The organism is Sphaerothrix gracilis Ecp01, from assembly GCF_030405905.1.
GTDB classification, from domain to species: Bacteria; Cyanobacteriota; Cyanobacteriia; order Phormidesmidales; family Phormidesmidaceae; genus Sphaerothrix; species Sphaerothrix gracilis.
In genome coordinates this window covers 254692-275364 of record NZ_JASATW010000003.1, presented here as the reverse complement: position 1 = coordinate 275364, position 20673 = coordinate 254692, and the positions used below count along the sequence as shown (strand labels likewise).

22 protein-coding genes are annotated in these 20673 nt (G+C 55.0%); 11 read left to right on the top strand and 11 right to left on the bottom strand.

Annotation, left to right across the window (positions count from 1 at the left end):
- Window positions 1–25 precede the first annotated feature (25 nt).
- A complete protein-coding gene (malQ, locus tag QJQ48_RS04765) occupies window positions 26–1540 on the bottom strand; it encodes a 4-alpha-glucanotransferase (RefSeq protein ID WP_346290052.1) in 1515 nt (504 codons plus the stop codon).
- A 243-nt stretch (window positions 1541–1783) separates the two neighbouring features.
- Here malQ and QJQ48_RS04760 point away from each other — a divergent pair, with 243 nt between their 5' ends.
- The 3 genes from QJQ48_RS04760 (at window position 1784) to QJQ48_RS04750 (ending at window position 4221) form a co-directional block, all read left to right on the top strand.
- A complete protein-coding gene (locus QJQ48_RS04760; protein ID WP_346290051.1) occupies window positions 1784–2224 on the top strand; it encodes an NUDIX domain-containing protein in 441 nt (146 codons plus the stop codon).
- 235 nt (window positions 2225–2459) lie between these two features.
- The gene (locus tag QJQ48_RS04755) at window positions 2460–3449 is read left to right on the top strand and encodes a GGDEF domain-containing protein (RefSeq protein ID WP_346290050.1); all 990 of its coding nucleotides are present in this window, start codon (window positions 2460–2462) and stop codon (window positions 3447–3449) included.
- A gap of 13 nt (window positions 3450–3462) precedes the next feature.
- Window positions 3463–4221 carry an SDR family NAD(P)-dependent oxidoreductase gene (locus QJQ48_RS04750; RefSeq protein WP_346290049.1) on the top strand — a complete coding sequence of 253 codons (759 nt, stop codon included), beginning with the start codon at window positions 3463–3465 and terminating at the stop codon, window positions 4219–4221.
- 71 nt (window positions 4222–4292) lie between these two features.
- Here QJQ48_RS04750 and QJQ48_RS04745 read toward each other — a convergent pair whose 3' ends face one another.
- From QJQ48_RS04745 to QJQ48_RS04730, 4 genes are read right to left on the bottom strand one after another with little or no spacing between them, the layout of a single operon-like run.
- Entirely contained in the window at window positions 4293–6335 is a 2043-nt protein-coding gene (locus QJQ48_RS04745; RefSeq protein ID WP_346290048.1) for a ribonuclease catalytic domain-containing protein, read from the bottom strand.
- Window positions 6336–6378: 43 nt separating this feature from the next.
- A complete protein-coding gene (gene rpsR, locus QJQ48_RS04740) occupies window positions 6379–6594 on the bottom strand; it encodes a 30S ribosomal protein S18 (RefSeq protein ID WP_346290047.1) in 216 nt (71 codons plus the stop codon).
- 14 nt (window positions 6595–6608) lie between these two features.
- A complete protein-coding gene (rpmG, locus tag QJQ48_RS04735) occupies window positions 6609–6797 on the bottom strand; it encodes a 50S ribosomal protein L33 (RefSeq protein WP_346290046.1) in 189 nt (62 codons plus the stop codon).
- A 41-nt stretch (window positions 6798–6838) separates the two neighbouring features.
- Entirely contained in the window at window positions 6839–7363 is a 525-nt protein-coding gene (locus QJQ48_RS04730) for an RDD family protein (protein WP_346290045.1), read from the bottom strand.
- Window positions 7364–7624: 261 nt separating this feature from the next.
- Here QJQ48_RS04730 and QJQ48_RS04725 point away from each other — a divergent pair, with 261 nt between their 5' ends.
- Entirely contained in the window at window positions 7625–8515 is an 891-nt protein-coding gene (locus QJQ48_RS04725) for an AEC family transporter (RefSeq protein ID WP_346290044.1), read from the top strand.
- Between the two features lie 5 nt (window positions 8516–8520).
- On the opposite strand, the gene QJQ48_RS04720 is transcribed toward QJQ48_RS04725, so the two are convergent.
- The 3 genes from QJQ48_RS04720 to QJQ48_RS04710 all read right to left on the bottom strand — a co-directional run bounded on the left by QJQ48_RS04720 (window position 8521) and on the right by QJQ48_RS04710 (window position 10771).
- Window positions 8521–9762: a Zn-dependent hydrolase gene (locus QJQ48_RS04720; protein WP_346290043.1), complete on the bottom strand. Its 1242-nt coding sequence runs from the start codon at window positions 9760–9762 to the stop codon at window positions 8521–8523.
- A 181-nt stretch (window positions 9763–9943) separates the two neighbouring features.
- Window positions 9944–10312 (bottom strand): metal-sensing transcriptional repressor, encoded by a 369-nt coding sequence (locus tag QJQ48_RS04715; RefSeq protein WP_346290042.1) that lies wholly within the window; start codon window positions 10310–10312, stop codon window positions 9944–9946.
- A 54-nt stretch (window positions 10313–10366) separates the two neighbouring features.
- The gene (locus tag QJQ48_RS04710) at window positions 10367–10771 is read right to left on the bottom strand and encodes a hypothetical protein (RefSeq protein WP_346290041.1); all 405 of its coding nucleotides are present in this window, start codon (window positions 10769–10771) and stop codon (window positions 10367–10369) included.
- Between the two features lie 311 nt (window positions 10772–11082).
- Between QJQ48_RS04710 and QJQ48_RS04705 the strand changes: the two genes are divergently transcribed.
- A complete protein-coding gene (locus tag QJQ48_RS04705; RefSeq protein WP_346290040.1) occupies window positions 11083–12264 on the top strand; it encodes an HhoA/HhoB/HtrA family serine endopeptidase in 1182 nt (393 codons plus the stop codon).
- 94 nt (window positions 12265–12358) lie between these two features.
- Here QJQ48_RS04705 and QJQ48_RS04700 read toward each other — a convergent pair whose 3' ends face one another.
- Entirely contained in the window at window positions 12359–14008 is a 1650-nt protein-coding gene (locus QJQ48_RS04700) for an FAD-binding domain-containing protein (protein WP_346290039.1), read from the bottom strand.
- A gap of 282 nt (window positions 14009–14290) precedes the next feature.
- Between QJQ48_RS04700 and QJQ48_RS04695 the strand changes: the two genes are divergently transcribed.
- From QJQ48_RS04695 to QJQ48_RS04685, 3 genes are read left to right on the top strand one after another with little or no spacing between them, the layout of a single operon-like run.
- The gene (locus tag QJQ48_RS04695) at window positions 14291–14770 is read left to right on the top strand and encodes a hypothetical protein (RefSeq protein ID WP_346290038.1); all 480 of its coding nucleotides are present in this window, start codon (window positions 14291–14293) and stop codon (window positions 14768–14770) included.
- A gap of 8 nt (window positions 14771–14778) precedes the next feature.
- A complete protein-coding gene (locus tag QJQ48_RS04690; protein WP_346290037.1) occupies window positions 14779–15240 on the top strand; it encodes a hypothetical protein in 462 nt (153 codons plus the stop codon).
- Window positions 15241–15278: 38 nt separating this feature from the next.
- A complete protein-coding gene (locus QJQ48_RS04685) occupies window positions 15279–15677 on the top strand; it encodes a DUF4342 domain-containing protein (RefSeq protein WP_346290036.1) in 399 nt (132 codons plus the stop codon).
- Between the two features lies 1 nt (window position 15678).
- Here the strand turns inward: QJQ48_RS04685 and QJQ48_RS04680 are convergent, their stop codons facing one another.
- Together QJQ48_RS04680 and cimA are read right to left on the bottom strand one after the other, a co-directional pair.
- Window positions 15679–16038, bottom strand: a complete 360-nt coding sequence (locus QJQ48_RS04680; protein WP_346290035.1) for a DUF1823 family protein — start codon at window positions 16036–16038, stop codon at window positions 15679–15681.
- Between the two features lie 12 nt (window positions 16039–16050).
- Window positions 16051–17709, bottom strand: a complete 1659-nt coding sequence (cimA, locus tag QJQ48_RS04675; RefSeq protein WP_346290034.1) for a citramalate synthase — start codon at window positions 17707–17709, stop codon at window positions 16051–16053.
- Window positions 17710–17807: 98 nt separating this feature from the next.
- Here cimA and QJQ48_RS04670 point away from each other — a divergent pair, with 98 nt between their 5' ends.
- The 3 genes from QJQ48_RS04670 to thiO all read left to right on the top strand — a co-directional run bounded on the left by QJQ48_RS04670 (window position 17808) and on the right by thiO (window position 20662).
- Window positions 17808–18146, top strand: a complete 339-nt coding sequence (locus QJQ48_RS04670; protein WP_346290033.1) for a 2Fe-2S iron-sulfur cluster-binding protein — start codon at window positions 17808–17810, stop codon at window positions 18144–18146.
- A gap of 92 nt (window positions 18147–18238) precedes the next feature.
- Window positions 18239–18643, top strand: a complete 405-nt coding sequence (locus QJQ48_RS04665) for a hypothetical protein (protein ID WP_346290032.1) — start codon at window positions 18239–18241, stop codon at window positions 18641–18643.
- Between the two features lie 48 nt (window positions 18644–18691).
- The gene (thiO, locus tag QJQ48_RS04660) at window positions 18692–20662 is read left to right on the top strand and encodes a glycine oxidase ThiO (protein ID WP_346290031.1); all 1971 of its coding nucleotides are present in this window, start codon (window positions 18692–18694) and stop codon (window positions 20660–20662) included.
- Window positions 20663–20673: the final 11 nt, after the last annotated feature.

Here is a 20673-nt window from a genome sequence, read left to right as displayed (position 1 = left end):
AGCGTTTAGTCTACCCACAGTCTACCTAACAGTGCCAGTGAGCGGGTGCCCGCCGACACAGCATGGTCAAGTCTCTAAAGCGATCGCGCAGCTCGTCGGTCAGCACTTCAGAGCGATAGCGCCAGAGCCAGTTACCGTCGGCCTTGCCGGGGCTGTTCATGCGGGCGCTGCTGTCTAGTCCTAAGAGATCCTGCATCGGCAGAATGGCACAGTCTGCCACCGAGGTCAGCGCCAGCCGAATCATATCCCAATGAATGCCGTCTTCGCTGATGCAGCCTAGGTACTGCAGCACCCGTCCTCGTTCGTAATCATTCGCTTTCTCAAACCAGCCAACAGTGGTGTCGTTGTCGTGGGTACCCGTATAGATGACGCAGTTGGTCGGTACATTAAAAGGCAGGTAAGGATTGTTGCAGTCCGAGCCGAAGGCAAACTGCAAAATCTTCATCCCCGGAAACTCAAATTTGTCCCGCAGGGCTTCCACCTCTGGCGTAATAATGCCTAGATCTTCGGCCAGAATCGGCAGGCTACCCAGTTCTTCCTTCACCGTTTGGAAAAACAGCTCTCCTGGCGCAGTAATCCACTCACCATTAATCGCCGTAGTTTCGCCCTCCTTCACCGCCCAGTAAGCTTCAAAGCCGCGAAAGTGGTCAATACGAATCAGATCTACGTAGTCCAGCAGTGACTTAATCCGCTGCAGCCACCAGCGGAAGCCTCGCTCTTTCACCGCTTCCCAGTTGTAAGTAGGGTTACCCCAGAGCTGGCCGGTTTCGCTGAAGTAGTCCGGCGGCACCCCAGCCATTTCAGCGGGCGTGAGGGTTTCAGGATCAATCATAAAGTTGTGGGGAAAGGCCCAAACATCAACGCTGTCATGGGCCACATAGATCGGCATATCCCCCAAGATCTGAATACCGTGCTCATTGGCATAGCCTTTCAGGGCGCACCACTGCCGGAAAAATTCAAATTGCAGATACTTGTGAAAGAAAACAATGGGCGAGAGCTTGGTGTGCCACTCAGCTAGCGCCTCTGGCTGCCGCCGGGCGATCGCCTCATCCCACTGATCCCAACTGGCGCCGCCATGCGCCTGCTTCAGCGCCATGAAGAAAGCGTAATCATCTAGCCAAAAGTCACGCTCTTGGCAAAACTGATCAAAATCAGCTCGATTCTGCTCACTAGCCTGATCCTTGAACCGGCTCGCGGCTTTCTCTAGCAGCGGCATCTTCGACTGCAGCACGGCTTCAAAATCCACCTGATCCGCGTTTAGCTGGGGAAAGCCATCTAAGTCTTCTTGGCCAAGCAGGCCGCGATCGCGTAGCTGCTCTACGCTAATCAGTAGAGGATTCCCCGCCATTGAAGAGTAGGACATGTAGGGCGAATTGCCGTGTCCGGTTGGCCCCAATGGCAAAACCTGCCAAACCTGCTGCCCGGCTTCAGTTAAAAAATCGACGAACCGATAGGCATCTGGCCCTAAATCTCCCATGCCGAATCGACCGGGTAAAGAAGTGGGATGTAATAAAACACCACTTGATCTGGAAAAGGGCATAGGATCTCCTAGCGAATTAAACGGCAGCGTATCTTGACAATGAGCTGTCAAAAAGAGCTATTGGTACCAGGATTACTCATAAACGAGAAAACCTGTTGCGGCTAACTACCAATAGTTAGAAGACGGTGATATTCTCTCAAAACTAACCTCTGACAGAGGCGGTTGAAAACTGATTTCTTATCTCCTTAAAGATTCAGCGCCTATTTAGGCATAAGTAGTGATGAGTGAGGAAACGTAGCTTTAGTGACTTATCGAAATCCAGCGCCCACGGTTGATCTCATTATTGAACTAATTGATCGACCGCATCGGCCCATTATCCTGGTTGAGCGGCAGCACGAGCCTTTAGGCTGGGCTTTGCCTGGCGGCTTTGTGGACTACGGCGAAGCGGTTGAAACTGCCGCCTGTCGCGAAGCTCAAGAAGAAACGGCCCTGACAGTCACGCTGGTTGAACAGTTTCAAGTCTACTCTGATCCCAGCCGCGATGCGCGTAAACATACTATCAGCCTGGTCTTTTTGGCAACAGCCACCGGGACACCTCAGGCCGGAGACGACGCTCAAAACCTGGATATTTTCAATCCCTGGGAGTTCCCTAAAGATCTTTGTTTCGACCACGACCATATTCTTAGCGACTATCTGCGGTATCGCCATTACGGTCTACGGCCACGGCTGCAAAATGCTTTTTGAGGAATTGCTTTATACCAATAGCCATCAGATAAAAAACTAGGCTCATGGCGGTCAGCCCTTGCCTAAATCTGTCTTTGGATATGGGCGATCGCATCTGCTGACAGATTTCTAAAGATCTAATGATTTTCTGACTTCAAATACCGTAGTTGTTCAAATCTTGGCGTCTGCGCCCGCTATAGCGACCTGTAGCGGCTAAGCTTACTACTATCAGTATCCTGAGTAAGTCGGTACCAACGTGAATTCAATAGGGAACAACCCCAAGCATCCGCCTGACTTTCTGCGTCAGTCTTTTCTGGGGCTGGCTTTGGTATGTCTCACAATCATGCCTCCCTTTGCGCTCAACAATCTGATGCACGGGCGCTATCTGCTAGGAACCGGCGCTTTCATGATTGTCGCTATCTTTGCTTTCAACACCTGGCAAATTATTTACCGCGATCGCTACTACGCTATTCTGACGCTGTTGGGATTAGTGCCTGCAATCCTATTCTTTCTGGCGCTCTCGCTGCGCACCCAGGGAATGATCGGTGTCTTTTGGTGTTACCCTGCTGCCGTTTCCTTCTACTTTATGCTGCCTGAGCGGCGAGCCTGGTTGGCAAACGTCGTGCTGCTGCTGATTGTGCTGCCGATGGCCTGGCGCGTTATGGCATATTCCGTCGCTGTCAGAATGGTGGTCACGCTGATAATGGTCAGCGTTTTTTCAGCTATTTTTGTGCGCGTGATTACCATGCAGCAAAAGAAGCTTCATCTCCAGGCCATTACAGATGTCCTCACTGGTCTTTTCAACCGGACGCTACTGCACGAGACGCTAGATCAGGCCGTTGAGCAGAGTCGGCGGCAGAAGATTGCAATGACGCTGATTGCGCTAGATATCGATCACTTCAAGGCAATCAACGATACTTTTGGTCACGATGTCGGCGATCAGGTTTTGCGCCGATTAGGCAATTTGCTTAAACAGAGGATCCGGCGAACCGATCGCGCCTTTCGGCTAGGCGGGGAAGAGTTTTTAGTGCTGCTTTTTGGCGCTAATCCAGAGGAAGCCCAGCAGGTGGCCGAAGAACTCCGTCACCTAATTGCACAGCTGCCGCTACTGCCAGATCGCTCAGTGACGGTAAGTATTGGGATAGCCACGCTGCAGCTAGGTGAAAGCTGGTCACAGTGGATGAAGCGCAGTGACAAAAATCTCTACTGTGCCAAGGCTAACGGACGTAATCGGGTAGTAGCTTAGCGCTGGGTTGTCTATGACGAGCGACTTGGGCAAAACTGAACAGCGAGTGGCTTTGGTGACGGGGGCAACTTCAGGGATTGGTTTGGCAATTGCCCAGCAGCTCGCTGCAGACGGTTTTGTGATTGCTTTTCATTCTGTCTCTTCAACTGAGGCCGGGCAGGCGTTAGCTGCTTCTTATCCGGGTGCAACCTACACTCAGGCCAATTTTGCAGAGCAAGACCAAGTCCGGGGTCTGGTACGCCAGGTCATATCCCATCACGGTCGCTTGGATATTCTGGTTAACAATGCTGGCATCAGCGTCGTCATCCCCCACGCCGCACTCAAAGCAGCTACTGCGGACATTTGGCGGCAGCTTTACGAGGTAAACGTCATTGCTCCCTGGACGCTAATTGCCGAGGCAGAAGACGCACTGCGTCAGTCCTCACAGCCCAGTTGCCCTAGCTGCATCTTGAACATCAGCTCCCATGCTGGGATTCGCCCCAAGGGTGCTTCTATTCCCTATGCCGTTAGCAAAGCAGCTCTCAATCATGTGACTCGTCTGCTGGCGGTGAGTTTGGCACCGCAGATTCGCGTCAATGCCATTGCCCCCGGTTTAGTGGATACGCCAATGACCCAAAATTGGACGGCCGCTCAGGAACTTTGGCAAGCGCGATCGCCCATGAAACGAGGAGCACAGCCGACCGAAATTGCTCAGATAGCCGCTATGATAGTCGCCAGCCCCTATCTCACAGGGGAAATCATCATCGTTGATGGCGGTCTCAACCTCACCTAGGCTCAGGTCGGCGGCCTAGTCAGAAGCTACAGCTGCAGTCTGCGGAGGAATGCTCTTAGGGAGATGCTGCCCTAAATCTGCAGGGCCGATGAGGCTGACTCTGGAGTATCAACCGCTTCTGGTTCAATCACTTCCACTAAATGAATCATATCTTCACGCGGATTGGCATAGGCAACGCGCACCTGAAAGTGTTCGCCCAGATCGGCAGGGCGATCGAAGCGCATAGGCAGCTCCAAGCCTAAGTCTTCTAAAATCACTAGGCCCAAGCCTTCATGTTCCCGCAGCCAGCGCAGCAGCATCACCGGCCAGACCTCATCGGGCCGCCGCCGCAGGTATTCTATTGACCAGTAGCGCTTAGTTTGGCGCTCAACCAAGACTGCCTCGTAGGCGGCAGTCGCGGCTCCCTGAGTCAGCTCGTTCATCTCGCTAGAAGAGAAAGGCAAAGGCTCGCCCCTGAGATGAGCCTTGAGCTGAAAATGAGCGAGCAGGTCAGTGTAGCGGCGAATAGGAGAGGTGACCTGGCTGTAGCGATCGAGTCCTAGAGTCGCGTGGCGAGCTGGCGTCGTCCCCATCTCACTGCGGGGCATACAGCGGCGCAGGGCAGAGTCTCGTACCCAGCCGTAGGGAAGCTGCAGCAGTTCCTCATCAGAGGGGAGTTCCGGCTGGGGCTGACTGCGAAAGGGAATGGCTAGGTTGTGGGCTTCGCCATATCGAGCCGCGACTTCACCTGTGAGAATCATCATCTCAGCAACGAGCTGCCGGGCCGCTGAAATATCTAAGACCTCTACCTGAATATCGTCTTCAAACACCTTGACCGACGATTCCGGCATGTTGATATTGATGGCCCCCTGGGACTGTCGCCAGGCTTGGCGGACTTTAGACCACTGGGCGATCGCGCTAATTTCTGACTCAGCCTCGACTCCCAGCCCTAAAATTTCGTCTACGTCCTCATAGGTGAGCCGATAGGTAGGCTTGATCCAGCTTGGCTGGATGTCATAGTCCTCAACCTCTCCGGCTTCGCTCAGGCAGATACCGAAGCTCAGGGCACAACAAATTTGGCCCTGCACCAGACTCATCGGTCCGGTGGCCAGCTCTGAGGGAAACATGGGCACCATGCCCGTAGGCAGATAGACCGTGGTACAGCGCCGCCGCGCTTCTAGCTCAATTTCATCTCCTGGAATCAGCCAGCGAGTCGGATCGGCAATATGAACCCAGATCTTGTGCTGACCGCCCTCTAGCACTTCTAAGCTCAGACCGTCATCAATTTCGCGAGTGCTTTCATCATCAATGGTGTAGACCTTGAGGTGGGTCAAATCGAGCCGCTCCGCGTCCGGATCAGACGGCGGGTTTTGAAGACGCTGCTCCACCATGTTGAGTACCTTCTCAGGGAACTGGGTCGGAATCTGACTGCGTTTGAGGGATAAATTCTCGTGCACGCTCCATAGACCCAGATCGACGAGTAGCTGGAATGCCGACTCGGGCGTAGTCGATCGCTCAAAGGCTGTCAGCGCTTCTACTGCCAAGGCTCGCTGGCTGGCCTCTTCTCCAAACAGGGCTAAGCGCTCAATGGCTTCTAAACGGGGGCGATCGCTTTTCTGCCATTCTAGCGGCTCTCCCGCCAGGATTTGCCGTACCCGGTTGAGAAACCCTTCCCACTCCTGCTGATGCTGGGCTTCTCGGTTGAGCTGATGCTGAATTTCTTCTACTTGAGCAGGGGGACGAGGTTCATAGCGATCGCCCTTCTGCTTAAAATAAATCTTGTCTTCCGATAGCAGCCGATGCGCCGCATAGCGGAACTGGAGCTGCTGATCGGAAAATAGGAGCTGCGCCAACGCAGCCGGATCGGCAGCTTCCTCGGCTTCACTCAAAAACTCCCAGGCCACCTCTAGGCTAGAAGGATCGATGTAGGCTTCGGCCTCAGTGCGAAACTGAAGCAGATCCGCTGGCGTATAGGTAGCCTGCTGGCTTTGAAACGTAACCTGACGAGGATGAAGACTGTGGGACTGGCCCTGTTCGTCAATCACGACCCAGTTTTTCTTGCCATCTGGGCGATCGACAACCGCAAGCCGGGGAACTCCTTGGTGTTTGAATTCGATTAGCTTGCCCTTTTCCACCGTACCCTGTCCTTCATCTGTCTACATCTCTAGCTAGGCAACATCATCCTTCGCGGTTGACATAGGGCAGCAAAGCCAGTGCCCGCGATCGCTTGATAGCGGTGGTCAAGTCCCGCTGCTGCTTGGCGGTTAAACCCGTGATCCGGCGAGGCAAAATCTTACCGCGTTCGGTAATAAACTTGCGCAGCAAATCGACATCCTTGTAGTCGATGGCTTCGTTAGGCTTGATGGGAGAAACCCGGCGACGAAAATAGGCCATAGTTCAAGTCGTACTTACTTAATCTCTTTGTGAACAGTATGCGTATTGCAGTGGGTGCAGAACTTTTTCAGTTCCAGACGCCCTGTAGTGTTACGACGATTCTTCGTCGTGGTGTAACGAGAAACCCCAGCCGAACGCTTGTCGGTATTGGTGCGACACTCGGTGCACTCTAGGGTGATGATAATGCGAACGCCTTTAGCCATGACTGATTTAAGACTGCAGCTAGAAGATTAGACACAAATTACTATTTTTTCATACGCTGCCGGACAATGGCAACTATTTTTCTGATTTTCAGGTCTAGACGATAGCCCCGCCGACTGGAAATCACTGCTGTAGCGGCAATGCGATCGTGTAGAGTCTGCTTGTTAATCGGATCTGCTAGCATCACGCAGGCATCCCCCAGCAGCGGCAAAAGTAGAATAACGGCCCAAGCCGCCATTGGTCCCAGCCGCATCAGGCCAAAAACCGCCAGCCCACATTCTAGCCCAATCAGCGCTTCCCGCTTTAGTAGCACCGGCAGCAGCGGCGTCTTGCCTTTGTGCAATTCCGCAATCCGCATGTTGAACGCCCAGCGGCCCAGACTCTGCCCCTGATTGTTCAACACGACGGCTACCCGCAGTCCTAGCCAGATCGGAATAAACAGCAGCAGCCAAATCACTAGGTTGTTAGCGGCCAGAGCGCTAATCAAGCCGACAGGCAGACAGTCAACCGCCAAAGCGGTTCCTCGACGCCAAAGCGGCACTTTGGGATAGCGAATTAGGGAAGACATGGAAGAACCGATGAGTTTTGAGCCGCTTAACTATGTAGTTCGAAATAAGCAGCTCAAAATAATTTGAAACCGCACCACAGCCTTCATTAAACCGCAGCTTTTTGAGACAGTAACGCCTGCAGGGTAGATATATTCGTCGGGTATCTGGTGTTTATTGATAGCTGAGCTGGGGTTGAAGCGTATCGATCAGAAACCCGGTCTCATCCAGCTATAAGTTTGTCATCAGCCTGTTTGTAAGACCTCCAACTCTTTTCTCTGTTTATGACTGTTTTGATTTCGGCGGTGCTGCCGATCGCCCTGGTGGCGCTAGCGGGCGTTTGCGTCGGACGCAGCTTTGACCTAGATTTGCGCACCCTGGCCCGACTGAATATTTACGCTCTGCTGCCAGCGCTGGTGCTGACCAGCCTGGCTGAGACAACGCTGGGGCTGAGGAGCGCGATCGCCCTGGTAGCCGCTTTTTTGCTTAACACCGCGCTGCTTTATCTGCTAGCAAGAGGTCTAGGCCGCAGCCTTAAGTTTTCACCGGATGAGCAAAAGAGCCTGATTGCGACCACCCTATTTGCCAACGTCGGCAATATGGGACTGCCCTTCGTCCTGTTTTCTCTGGGAGAGGCGGGGCTAGAGCGGGCGGTTGTCTATTTAGTGGGATCGAGCCTGATGGTGGCTAGCGTCTTTCCGATTGTGCTGAAAGGCACCGGGATTCGAGCCGGAGTGCGCTTCACAGTGCAGCTACCTGTCTTTTGGGCGGCGCTACTCGGCTTGGGCTTACAAATTGGCAACGAAGCACTGCCGGAAGCGATTAATCGCGGCGTGACGCTGCTGAGCGGCGGTGCCATTCCCATCGCGCTGCTGACCTTGGGCATTCAGCTCTCCCAGACCCAGTTCGCCTTTGGTCCCTATGAGCTATTTGGCTCAGGGCTGAGGCTAATCGTGTCGCCCTTAATGGCCTACAGCATTGGCCGAGTGCTGGGGCTAGAGGGTTTGGATTTACAGGTATTGGTGCTGCAGGCGGCCATGCCCGTCGCCGTCAACTCGCTGATTTGGGTGACCGAGCTAGGCGGTGACACGGTGCGGGTGGCGCGGACAATTGTGCTGTCTACCTTTCTCAGCTTCCTGACGCTGCCGGGAGTGCTGTGGCTCAGCGCTCTGTAGACAGCTTAATCAGAATAGTGCTGATCGAGTTCTAGCAGGGTTTGCAGCAAAACGGTGGCCCCCTGAGCGCAGTGTTCTGGGGAGGTGTATTCAATTTCGGAGTGGCTGATGCCACCTTCACTGGGAACAAAAATCATGCCCATGTCGGTAAAGCGGCCCATAGCCTGAGCGTCGTGTCCGGCGCGGCTGGGCAAGGATCTGTGGCTAAAGCCGAGGCGATCGCAGACCTGAGTAATCGTCTGCTGAATCACCGGCGCGGCAGGCGTCGGATTCACGTCTAGCACTGGAGCAATCGTAATTTCGGTGCGAGTTATCGCCGCAATTTGCGTTAGCTGAGCTTTCAAATCGTCCACTAGCCCCGCAATCTCAGCTTTGGAAAGATCGCGTACATCAAGACTAGCCTGCACTTCTCCTGCAATCACATTGGTTGCGTTGGGCCAGACAGACAGCGACCCCACTGTGGCCACCTGCTGCCCCGGTCGGGTTTTAGCCAAAGACTCCACGGCTAAGACGATGTGGGAGGCGGCTACTAGCGCATCCTGCCGCAGCTCCATCGGCGTGGTTCCCGCGTGATTGGGCGCACCCTTGATGGTGATCACATGGCGCTGCAGGCCGACTACGCCTTCCACCACGCCAATACTGACGCCGCTAGTTTCCAGCACCTGTCCCTGCTCTACGTGCAGTTCCACAAAGGCACAGATATCACGACGGGTGCGCCGCGCCGTTGCGAGCTGCTGCCAGTCACCGCCCACCTGCTGCAGCCGCGCCTGAATTGTAGGCTTGTCTTTGCGGGCGTACTGGTTGGCGTCTAGAGCAGCCGTCCCCGCGATCGCCTTGCTGCCAATCATGCTGTCTTCCTCATCGGTGAAGACAATCACCTCAAAAGGATGCTGGAGCTGGAGTCCATTTTCTTTCAGCGTTCGCGCCACCTCAATTCCCGCCAGCACCCCTAGGGTGCCGTCGTATTTGCCTGCCTTGGGCACCGTGTCGATATGAGAACCCGTAGCCAGGGCTGGGGCGGCCTGTTTCCCCGGCAAAGTACCGATGATGTTGCCAGCGGCATCCGAACGAACCGACAGGCCCGCTGCAGCCATCCAGCGCCAAACGAGCTGCCGTGCCTTGATATCTTCCGGGCTGAAGGCTAGACGGCAAACTCCGGTTTCCGAGAGTTTGCCAATTTCGGCCAAGTCCATCAGGCTCTGATAGAGGCGATCGCAGTTGATAACAGGCAGTAGCTGAACGGTCATGGTTTTAGCCTCCCTGGGATAGCTGGGCAGTCATGCAAATTATGGGCATCAAGCAATTGTATACTGTATACAGTTTGACAGACTGTATCAGGGTTAACCAGCTCTGAGCAGTCAGAAAGCTTTGTGGCCTGCCCTTTGGCTAGCTGTTTGCTAGGTTTTAAAAATTTAGAATTATGCCCGGTTAGCGCAGGAAGCGATCGAGAGCGGCCTTTAGCTCCTCAATTTCGGCGTCAATATTACCTTCAGCCGCCGCTCGGCTAACGCACTCAGACAGATGCTCGTCTAAGATAATGCGAGCCACGCGATCTAGAGCACCGCGGACTGCCGCCACCTGCACCAGCACATCCGGGCAGGGACGGCTTTCCTGCACCATTGTTTTAATGCCGCGAATATGACCCTCAATTCGAGCCAGCCGATTGACAATCCGCTTCAGCGATTCCTCGCTGTGCACATGGACATGCTCTCCGTGACTATGCTCTACTGACTGACTTGGAGATGAGAGTGATAAAGCATCAAGGGAAGAATCGAAAGAAATATCGGAAGCCGTCATTAGCGTCAGTGAGTAGTGTGGGTGAGTCGCCTATTTAGATTACCAGTCTAGCGATTATTCGGGGCTAGGCTCAAATTCAGAAAGCTCTGCCAGTTCCTCTAGCGATCGCACACCCGGATAGAGCTGGCCGTTGATTTCCCAAGTGGGGTAACCCTCAAGTTCCTTGGCCTGACAGACTTCAGGCTGAGCCGCTTCACCGCTGGGATCACATTCGATGTAAGGCACGCGATCGACCGCGTCGCCAAAGCGTTCTTTTTGGTCAGCACAGTGAGGGCACCAGTAAGCCCCGTACATTTTGTCGCCTTCTGCCGTCAGGTGATTGGCGAGTTGGGCTTCAAAGGACAGCGACTCGGAGGCAGAGGGACTGAGCTGGCTGCAGCTAACGAGCAGGCTACCAATCACAACCACTCCGCTGAGCAGGCTGCCGTTGATAATTTGACGCAAGGGAAAAATTGACATGACGATCTGCGGGAGTCTATTGACAACAACTGAAGCGCACAGGCTACAAAGCTGAGCGCTTTGAGTCAGTAATGAATGGGCGAGCGATCAATTTATGTGGGGAGAACCGTACCTATCCTAGTCTAACTACCCCTACTTGAAGCCACCCTGGATTCTCCGCCACGATGGGAATTAAAGACGATTCGACTAATTGGCTTCCTATCGGCTTCATAATAGATTTACTAGATTCAGCCAACAAGCTAGAGGTCTGAGCCAATCTAGATTCCCCTTAAAGCCATCTTTACTCTTATTTTTTAGATCAACTTAGATCAATGAGATCACCGCAGCGCTTCCAACAACTGACTCAGATTTTATCTCGTGGGCTTGTGCTTCTATGCCTTAGCCTTTTAGCCATTGGGCAGTTGGGCCTGCTGCCGGCTCAGGCTGTCTCCTTGGCTCAGGTTCCGGTCGCGGGGGCAAATGAAAGCTTTGTCGCAGTTGCCGTGAGGCAGGTAGGGCCAGCCGTTGTCCGAATTGACACTGAAAAAACAGTGGTACGTCGTCTGCCCGATCCGTTCTTTGAAGATCCCTTCTTTCGCGGCTTTTTTGGGGGTCCCAACGGCATGTCTGGCCTGCCTCAGGAAGAACAGCTCTTACGGGGGCAAGGCTCCGGCTTCATTATTGACCCCAGCGGTAATATTTTGACCAATGCCCACGTAGTAGACGGGGCCGACCGGGTGACGGTGACGCTCAAAGATGGGCGTCAGTTTGAGGGCACCGTCGAAGGAGAAGACGAAGTCACTGATTTAGCCGTCGTCAGAATCAATGCCGGTAGCGAAGATCTACCGATTGCGGCTTTAGGCAATTCTGATCAGGTAGAGGTGGGAGACTGGGCGATCGCCGTCGGCAATCCCCTCGGTTTAGACAATACGGTCACCCTGGGCATAGTCAGCACCCTGAAGCGATCGAGCGCGACGGTAGGCATTCCTGACAAGCGGCTAGAATTCATCCAAACCGATGCGGCGATTAATCCAGGCAACTCCGGCGGGCCGCTGCTGAATCAAAATGGTGAGGTCATTGGCATCAATACGGCCATTCGGGCCGATGCGATGGGCATTGGCTTTGCGATTCCAATCAACAAGGCCAAGGAAATCAAGGATCGGCTGGCTCGCGGCGAACAGATTGCCCATCCCTATCTGGGCGTTCAAATTGCCACCCTGACCCCCGACATTGCCCGACGTAACAACGAAGATCCCAACTCTAGCTTTACCCTGCCAGAGGTGAATGGTGCCCTAGTGGTGCGGGTAATTTCTGGTACCCCTGCCGCCGATTCTGGTCTGCGACGCGGCGACGTCATCACTGAAGTAGAGGGCAAGACCATCAGCACCTCCGATCAGCTCCAGGCTCAGGTAGACCGCAGCGAAGTGGGTAAAGCGCTGCAAATCAAGGTCAGACGCGGCGATCAGATTCAGCGCTTAGCGGTGAAAACAGCGGCTCTAGAAAGCGATCGCTAGACTGTATTGACAGCATCGCCTAGGGCATCAAGCCTGGGCGATGCTGCTTTAGATGAGAGGTTCTAGCGGTTGTGGTGAACCTACAAAGCTGGCATTAATTCAGCATAGACAACAGGCTAAGCTGACCGTCATCTCGCTTGGGCTGGGAGCGACGGCGGGGCTTGAACGGTTTGATATTGACATGAGCCACAAACCAGGTGCGCAGCATTTGGGACTGAGCAGGACTGAGACTTTCTAGGTCAAGCGCGGCTGGAAACAGGGCTGCAACGGGCGGCTGTAGCCAGGTCAGATCGGCAGCATAGCGATCGCTGCCAAATGGGGTTAGATCTTCTGGCAGCCTCGCCAAAAACGGCACAATATTTGGCGCGTTGAGAAAAGGATAGCGCTGCTGCTCTAGCTGTTGAATACGGTATTGGCGAGCTTGCTGATAGTTCAAGATTGGTCGGGGATAGCCGTTGACAGCGGGCGGACTGCCAAGCTGCTCCGGCGGCAGGTGCGCCAGTTCGGGCAGCCAGCGTTTGATAAAGGCACCGTCTGGATCGCAGCGATCGACGGCTACCTGGCCGGGATTGTAAATGCGAGTCCAGGTTTTATCGACACAGTGGGTGACGCCCGCCTGCATGGCCCACTGATAGTGATCAATCGGGCAGTCACCGTCGATTAAATACCGCATAAAGTGCAGCGCCCCCAGTCGCCAGTCCATACCCAGCAGATTGCTCAAAAAGCTGGCGTAAATAGCCCGTGAGCGAAAGTTGAGCGCCTGATAGCCGCCCGTGGCCTGCAGGCAGCGCGCAGCCGCATCCACAATCGGAAATCCGGTTTGCCCCTGCTGCCAGGCCCGGTAGAGGTCTTCGTCAAAGTCCCAGCCGTCTTGGTCAAAAACCGTGTAGAGCGATCGCAGTTCGAGTTGGGGCAAATAGCGAAACCGCTGGGTGAAGCCGCTGGCCCAGCGCAGCCGGGAAATAAGCTGTTTATGGCTGCGCTGAACGCGCCTGTCGTTGTCATGCGGCGTTTGCCAAACGGTTTGGACACATTCTCGAATTGAAATGACGCCGAATTTGATGTGGGGACTCAGGCCCGTCGTGGCTTCAGCGCTGGGGTAGGAAAGCTGCCAGTAGTAGCGATCGCGCTTATGCTCTAAAAATTCTTGCAGTAGCTGCCGCGCCGCTGGGGTACTGGCCGGCGGAATCTTTTTGTCATCGGGCTGATGTTCTAGCGTCTGCAGAGCGGGCAGCGCCTCGCTGGCGATGTCCCCAGGTACCTGCACCTGCTGAGGAGTGGGCACCTGGGGCTGGCCCATCGCCTCAAACCAAAGATGGCGATACTGGGGATAAGGCACTAGCTCTGCAAGGCTGGCTGGCGGCTCAAACCAGCGGATTTTCATACTTTCACGGGCCAATGCTCGGTTTAGCCGCCCATCGCGCACGCGCCCATAGAGGCGTTCACAGTCCGTATAGGCGTAAATGCCCTCGGCCTCGGTTTCCCGAATTAGCGCTGGTAAAACCGCTACCGGATCTCCCGATCGCAAAATCAGCCGTCCGCCCCGCGATCGCAAATCAGCATCGAGCGATCGCAGACAGTCCAGCAAAAAAGCCACCCGCGCCGCTCCGGTTTCAGGATGGTGCAGCAGGGCGCGATCGAAAATAAAGACCGGCACTACTTCGCCCCGACGGGCCGCCCGATACAGCGGTTCATGATCGCTAATGCGCAGATCGCGGCGGAACCAGACAATCGTGCGGTTCATAGATAAGCCTCGTTCTTGACTTATCTTTACAAAAAAATCCTGTTCTTAACAGGGGGAATAGCCGGACCGAACGGGTGAAAATTTTGCCTATAAATTTCTGACAAAAGATTTACCACTTAAGTACAATTGTACTAACATGAGGGCGTTACCCACTACTGGCCTTAGCACTCTACCCCCCGTAGCCCTGAGATAGCCCATTTTGCTATTTCTTTTGAAAGCGCTTCTGAGTGTTTGCCGCCAAGCATACTGGCTTCTAAACATCTCCAGCCGGGAGAAATCAGCATGGTTAATCACTCCAATTCTCAGCCTTCTCAGCAGCGTTATCTGGCCTCGCCCCCAGCCCGACCAGTCAACCCTGGTTTCCCGACACAGCCAGTGCCGCGTCAGCGACTCCGCCGTCGTCGCCGCCGTCCTGCCAAGGCAGTGCTAGCTGGTGGATCCGTTTTGGCGCTGGCGGCGCTGATTATTTCACCCACACAGCGGCAAGCCCAACAGGCTCAGCCGGAAACCTGTACCCAGGTGATTCAGGATACAGCCCGCCTGTCTAGAGGAGAACTGAAACAGCTCCTCAGCCTACCCCAAGATTCCAGCCGCGCTGCTGTAGCAGATCTGCTGCAAGAGCCATATTGTCTGCTATCAGCCACTACAGAATCGGGCCTAGAGCGACAGGCTTATCCCCTGGAGTTTGATATCGATACCTGGTTTGTGGTGGAGTATGCGGGCGATCGCTACGTGGGTTACGACTTTAGCTTTCGTAAATAGGGGGTCACATGCGGCTTAGTCCTTCAAGAGTTTGGGCTCAAGGTCTGGGGATAGGCAGTTTGTGGCTGCTGGCAAGCTGTAGTCAATCAGCACCGCCACCGGCACGTCAGGTCACGATTCATCAGAACTGGGCTTTGCAACCGGGTAGCGAAATTGCTGGCTATCGCATCAGCGGCAGTCTTGGCGATATCTCGATTGAGCTGAACGGAAAGGCCGCCCATGCGCCCTTTGACGGTAAAGTCCAGCCCAGCGCAGCCAACTGCGTCATGTTTTCTAGCCCGGAAGTGCCTGCTTATCTGTTTCGCCTCTGTGGTTTGAAAAATGCGCGGTTAGGAGACATCAAAGCCGGAAATCAGGTAGGTACGGGAGAAACACTGCAGTTTGCAGCCCTGCGCAAGCAGCCAGACGGCAGTTGGGCCTTAGTCGAACCTGCTATTGACGTGCTAGAGCGCACGGTGAGTTCACCTTAGTGCTTCTTTGCACAACGTCTTGGGGTTTCGTCTTTACAATGACAGATAAAGATATTCAGGAGCGTCAGCCCATGAATCCTGTCAATGACCCTATTAACGACCCCACCGCCGAGACAGCCGATTCGATTCCTGTCAACACTATCCCCGTTGACCCGCAGGATGAAAATCGCGCCAGCGCGGCTCCCAATGTGACTACTGAAGAGTTCAGCATCTCTGGCGACACCCTAGTCACCAAAGTTAAGGAGCTCATTCATGAGGGCAATATCCGCCGCATCATTATCAAAAATGAAGAAGGACGGATTTTAATCGAGATTCCGTTAACAGTTGGCGTAGTCGGTAGCGTGGTTGGAGCAGCGGCCTTCCCGGTAATTGCAGCAGTCGGCGTTATTGGCGCGATGGTAGCTCACCTAACGCTCGTAATTGAGCGTAGAGAATAACCTACGTGTGCTGCTGCAGGTAGCTCAAGAGCCAGTTCGCCATAGTGGCCCGCCGGGTCAGTCGAGGTACGAGCTGGTCAACGCTGTAGCCCTTGAAGCCAAGCTGCTCTTTGAGCAACTGCTTGTTTTCTTTGGGAATAGACCGGGTTAGCTGCACCGTTGCCGGACGGCTGGCAATAAAGTCGGGCGGCTGGGGGTATTTTGCTGTCCACGCCTCATCGACGTTTGAGGTGTCCCACTGGGCTGTGGCAGCGTCGTAGCGATAGCCCAAGTAGTGCCATACCAGACGATTTGCGGTTTCGTCTGGCAGTTCTTCATTCAGAATGGCCCAAATGGTATCGGTGGTCAGGGGAGGTAGCATGGTAGAGGAAAATCAGGTAGAGGCAAGAACAGCTTCAATCGGCTGCTCTTGCATGATCAGGCCGTATTCAAGCCCCTCGACGACAGCCTGATAGGAGGCTTCAATGATGTTGGCCGAAACGCCAACGGTCGTCCAGCGCTGGGCCCCGTTGCTGGACTCCAGCAGAACGCGGGTCTTGGCAGAGGTTCCTGCCTTGCCGTCCAGGATACGCACTTTGTAGTCGGTGAGATGGAACTGGGCGATCGCCGGATAAAAGTTTAGCAGCGCCTTACGCAAGGCAGCGTCTAAGGCCGAAACCGGGCCGTTGCCTTCAGCGGCCTCTAGAATTTCCTGGCCGCTGACCTGCACCTTAACCGTTGCCAGGGAGTGACTGCGCCAGAAATCTCCGTCCGGCATCCGCTCACAGTTTACCTGAAACCCTTTGAGGTCAAAGAAGTGGGGTCGCTGGCCCAGAGCTTCCCGCATCAGCAGCTCAAAGCTGGCTTCTGCCGCTTCAAACTGGTAGCCTTCATGCTCCAGCTCTTTCAGGTGCTCTAGTAGCTGGCGAGAGGTAGGATCTTTTTTGTCTAGCTCAATGCCAAAGCTGCGAGCTTTAGAGATAACGTTACTCAGACCTGACTGATCCGAAATCACAATGCGGCGGCGATTGCCTACCTGCTCCGGCGCAATATGTTCGTAAGTTAAGGGGTTACGTTCAACCGCGCTGACGTGGATGCCGCCTTTGTGAGCAAAGGCTGACAGACCCACAAACGGGGCATGGTCATCTGGCGCTAAGTTGACAATTTCGCTAACAAAGCGGCTGGTTTCGGCCAGGGTGCTGAGCTGCTGGGGCTGGAGGCAGGTGCGCTCTAGCTTGAGCTGTAGATTTGGAATCAGGGTACAGAGATTAGCGTTGCCGCAGCGCTCGCCATAGCCGTTCATCGTGCCCTGCACCATTGCCGCCCCTTCTCTCACCGCTGCTAGGGCGTTTGCTACCGCAGTGCCAGAATCGTTGTGGGTGTGAATGCCCAACTTTGGCACAAAGTCGTGCCGGCGCGGCTGTTCCGACAGCCAGCTCTGAACAGCCTGCACGATTTCGCTGACTTCATGGGGCAAGGTACCGCCGTTGGTATCGCAGAGCACTAGCCACTCGGCCCCCGACGCGATCGCCGCTTCCAAAGTCTGCAGGGCGTAGTCTGGGTTGTGCTTATAGCCGTCGAACCAGTGTTCAGCATCGTAGATGATGCGGCGTTCCTGGCTGCGCAGAAAGGTAATTGTGTCATGAATCATGGCCAAGTTCTCTGGCAGCGTGGTCTGCAGTCCTTCCGTCACGTGCAGATCCCAGGATTTGCCAAACAGGGTAATCCAGCGGGTACCCGCCGCCAGAATGGGCTGTAGCATCGGTTCTTCAGCCGCTTTGCGTCCGGGTCGCCGGGTTGAGCAAAAAGCCACCACCTCCGCCTGACTCAAGGGTTCTTCTCTAAGCTGCCAGAAAAACTGCACGTCTTTAGGATTTGCTCCTGGCCAGCCGCCTTCGATGAAGGGAATCCCTAAGCGATCGAGCTGGTGGGCAATGCGTAGCTTGTCTTCAATAGACAGGGCTAGCCCCTCTCGCTGGGCACCATCCCGCAGCGTCGTATCATAAATCCAAACTTGAGGGTCTTGGTGAGCGTTAGCGGCAGATTGAGTCATGGCAGAGAACAGTTGGCGTTTAGCGACCTAGGGACAACGGGTTGAATCCAACCTCAGAAAAAACTAGGCTATCAAAATAATAAGTCGAGCTAGCCCCCATGCCGAAAGTTACCGCCCAAGGAAAAACGTTTGACTGCCCTCAGGGGGCAAATCTGCGTCAGGTCTTACTGCAAAACGGAGTTGAACTCTACAACCAGCAGGCTAAGCTGATTAACTGTCGCGGCATTGGCACCTGTGGCACCTGTGCTGTTGCCGTCAGCGGCGCGGTGTCGAAAACTAATTGGCGCGATCGCACTCGGCGCAGTCTGCCACCCCATTCTCCCAACCGGGATTTACGATTAGCCTGTCAAACGCAGGTGCTAGGTGATCTCAAGGTTACTAAATATGATGGATTTTGGGGTCAGGGCACTGAAGCGGTTTGGACATCGGCGGACTGATCTCAATAGCGCAGTTGCGAAAAAGTTTGGCATCAGCGTGTCAAAAGCAGAACCTCTAAGCGAAGATGGAAGAGAGCAACAGGTAAGCAGGCATGAACAGGTATATTCTTGGGGCGATGTTGGCAGGCGCGGCTGCCTTAATGATGTACGGTATTGGCTCCAGCGATAACGTCGCTAACTGGATTGACAGTGCAGGGCAAAATTCCTCTGGAGGCGCGAATCAGGTTGCTAACAGTAACAATCCTGATGCGGTAGCAGGCGCTGAACCTGTGGAACGCGCCGGACAGCTCGCCCAGCGGCAAACACCAGAAGAATCCCCTGCTGCCGCTAGCAACTATTCACCGCCAGAGCAATCTGCTAATACTCCCAGCCCTACTCCTGAACAACCGCAGGCAGAGACTAGCGCTACCCAGCCACCAGCCGAAACAACCGAAACCCCTGCTACACCTGCGCCAGCCGAACCAGCAGTTGATTCTTCAATTCCGGCCCTTTGGTAGGCTAATAGCTTTAGTGTTTAGCAGCGAGATAGCAATAGGAAGGCGCGTATGAGTGGGACATCCGATGTCCTGATCATGGGAGGCGGTCTGATCGGCCTAGCGATCGCCGTCAATTTGCGACAGCAAGGGGCTGCCGTAACAGTGCTGAGCCGCGATTTTCAGGCAGCGGCGGGGCACGCGGCGGCAGGCATGCTCGCGCCCCAGGCCGAAGCGTTGCCACCAGGACCAATGCAAACCCTCTGCCAGCAAAGCCTAGCCCTGTATCCTGACTGGATTGAAAAACTAGAAGCTCTCACTGGGCAAGATGCAGGCTATTGGCCCTGCGGCATTCTAGCACCCCAGTTTACAGCGCCTGCTCAGGTAGATGCCACTGCAACTCGCACCTGGCTCGATCGGGCTCAACTGCAGCAGCTCCAGCCCGGTCTTAGCCCGCAGATCGCCGGGGGCTGGTGGCTACCGGAAGAAGGTCAGGTTGACAATCGCGCTCTGATGCAGACACTACGACTAGCCGCGCAGGAGCTAGGGGTGAATTTACAAACTGGCGTCAGCGTCAAAGGCTTGCAGCAGCGCGATCGCCAGGTGACGCAGGTAGTGACTTCAGTGGGTAGCTTCCGGGCTGACCACTATGTTTTAGCTACTGGCGCTTGGGCTAGAGAACTGCTGCCGCTGCCCGTATCTCCCTGCAAAGGCCAAATGCTGTCGGTACGAGTGCCGCCGGGCTATCCGCAGCCGCAGCCGCTAAAGCAGGTGCTCTATGGCGAACAGATCTATATCGTGCCGCGCCAGGATGGCCGCATCATTTTAGGGGCTACGGTGGAATCGGTGGGGTTTACTCCTTACAACACCCCGGCAGGCGTGCAACAACTGCTAAATCAGGCTATTCGGCTCTACCCAGAACTGCAAAATTTTCCCATACAGGAGTGCTGGTGGGGATTTCGGCCTCAAACGCCAGATGAGCAGCCGATTCTTGGCCCCGGCTCCTGCCGCAACCTCATCCTAGCCACCGGACATCACCGCAACGGCGTGCTGCTAGCGCCCATCACCGCTGCCCTTACCAGCCGCCTCATTCAGGAAAAGGCCGTCGATCCCCTACTTGCGGCTTTCTCTTGGGAGCGCTTTCAGTCAGCCCAGCCGCCCACGGCTACCCTGCCCACCTTACCCGCCGCTCCGGTTCAACCTATGCAACTTGTCGATCGCCCCGCTGCGCCGTCACTCCAGTCTTTTGCAGATACGCCCCTGACTATTGCTGGACGTAGCTTCAAGTCGCGTTTGATGACGGGGACAGGCAAATTTGAGAACTTTGACCTGATGCGCCGCAGCCTTGCCGCCAGCGGCAGTGAGATTGTCACCGTGGCTGTCCGGCGGGTGCAAACCAGCGCGCCCGGTCACGAAGGACTCGCAGAGGCCCTCGACTGGAGCCAGATCTGGATGCTGCCCAATACGGCAGGTTGCCAAACGGCAGAAGAAGCGGTGCGAGTCGCCAAGCTGGGCCGGGAAATGGCAAAGCTGCTGGGCCAAGAGGATAATAACTTTGTCAAGCTAGAGGTGATTCCTGACGCCAAGTATTTACTGCCTGACCCGATTGGCACGCTCAAAGCCGCAGAGCAGCTCACCCGCGAGGGCTTTGCCGTATTGCCCTATATCAACGCCGATCCGCTGCTGGCAAAGCGGCTAGAAGAAGTTGGCTGCGTCACGGTGATGCCGCTGGGGTCGCCGATTGGTTCCGGGCAGGGCATTCGTAATGCTGCCAATATCGAAATTATTATTGAAAACGCTCAGGTGCCCGTGGTGGTTGATGCCGGGATTGGCTCCCCTAGCGAAGCGGCTCAGGCAATGGAGATGGGCGCAGACGCGCTGCTGATCAATACGGCGATCGCTAAAGCTAAAAATCCAATCGCAATGGGACAAGCAATGGGCATGGCGGCTGAGGCGGGGCGGCTAGCCTACCTGGCAGGGCGGATTCCGGTGAGGGCCTACGCCAGTGCTAGCTCCCCGCTGACGGGTCAGATCAATAGCTAATCCTCAACAGT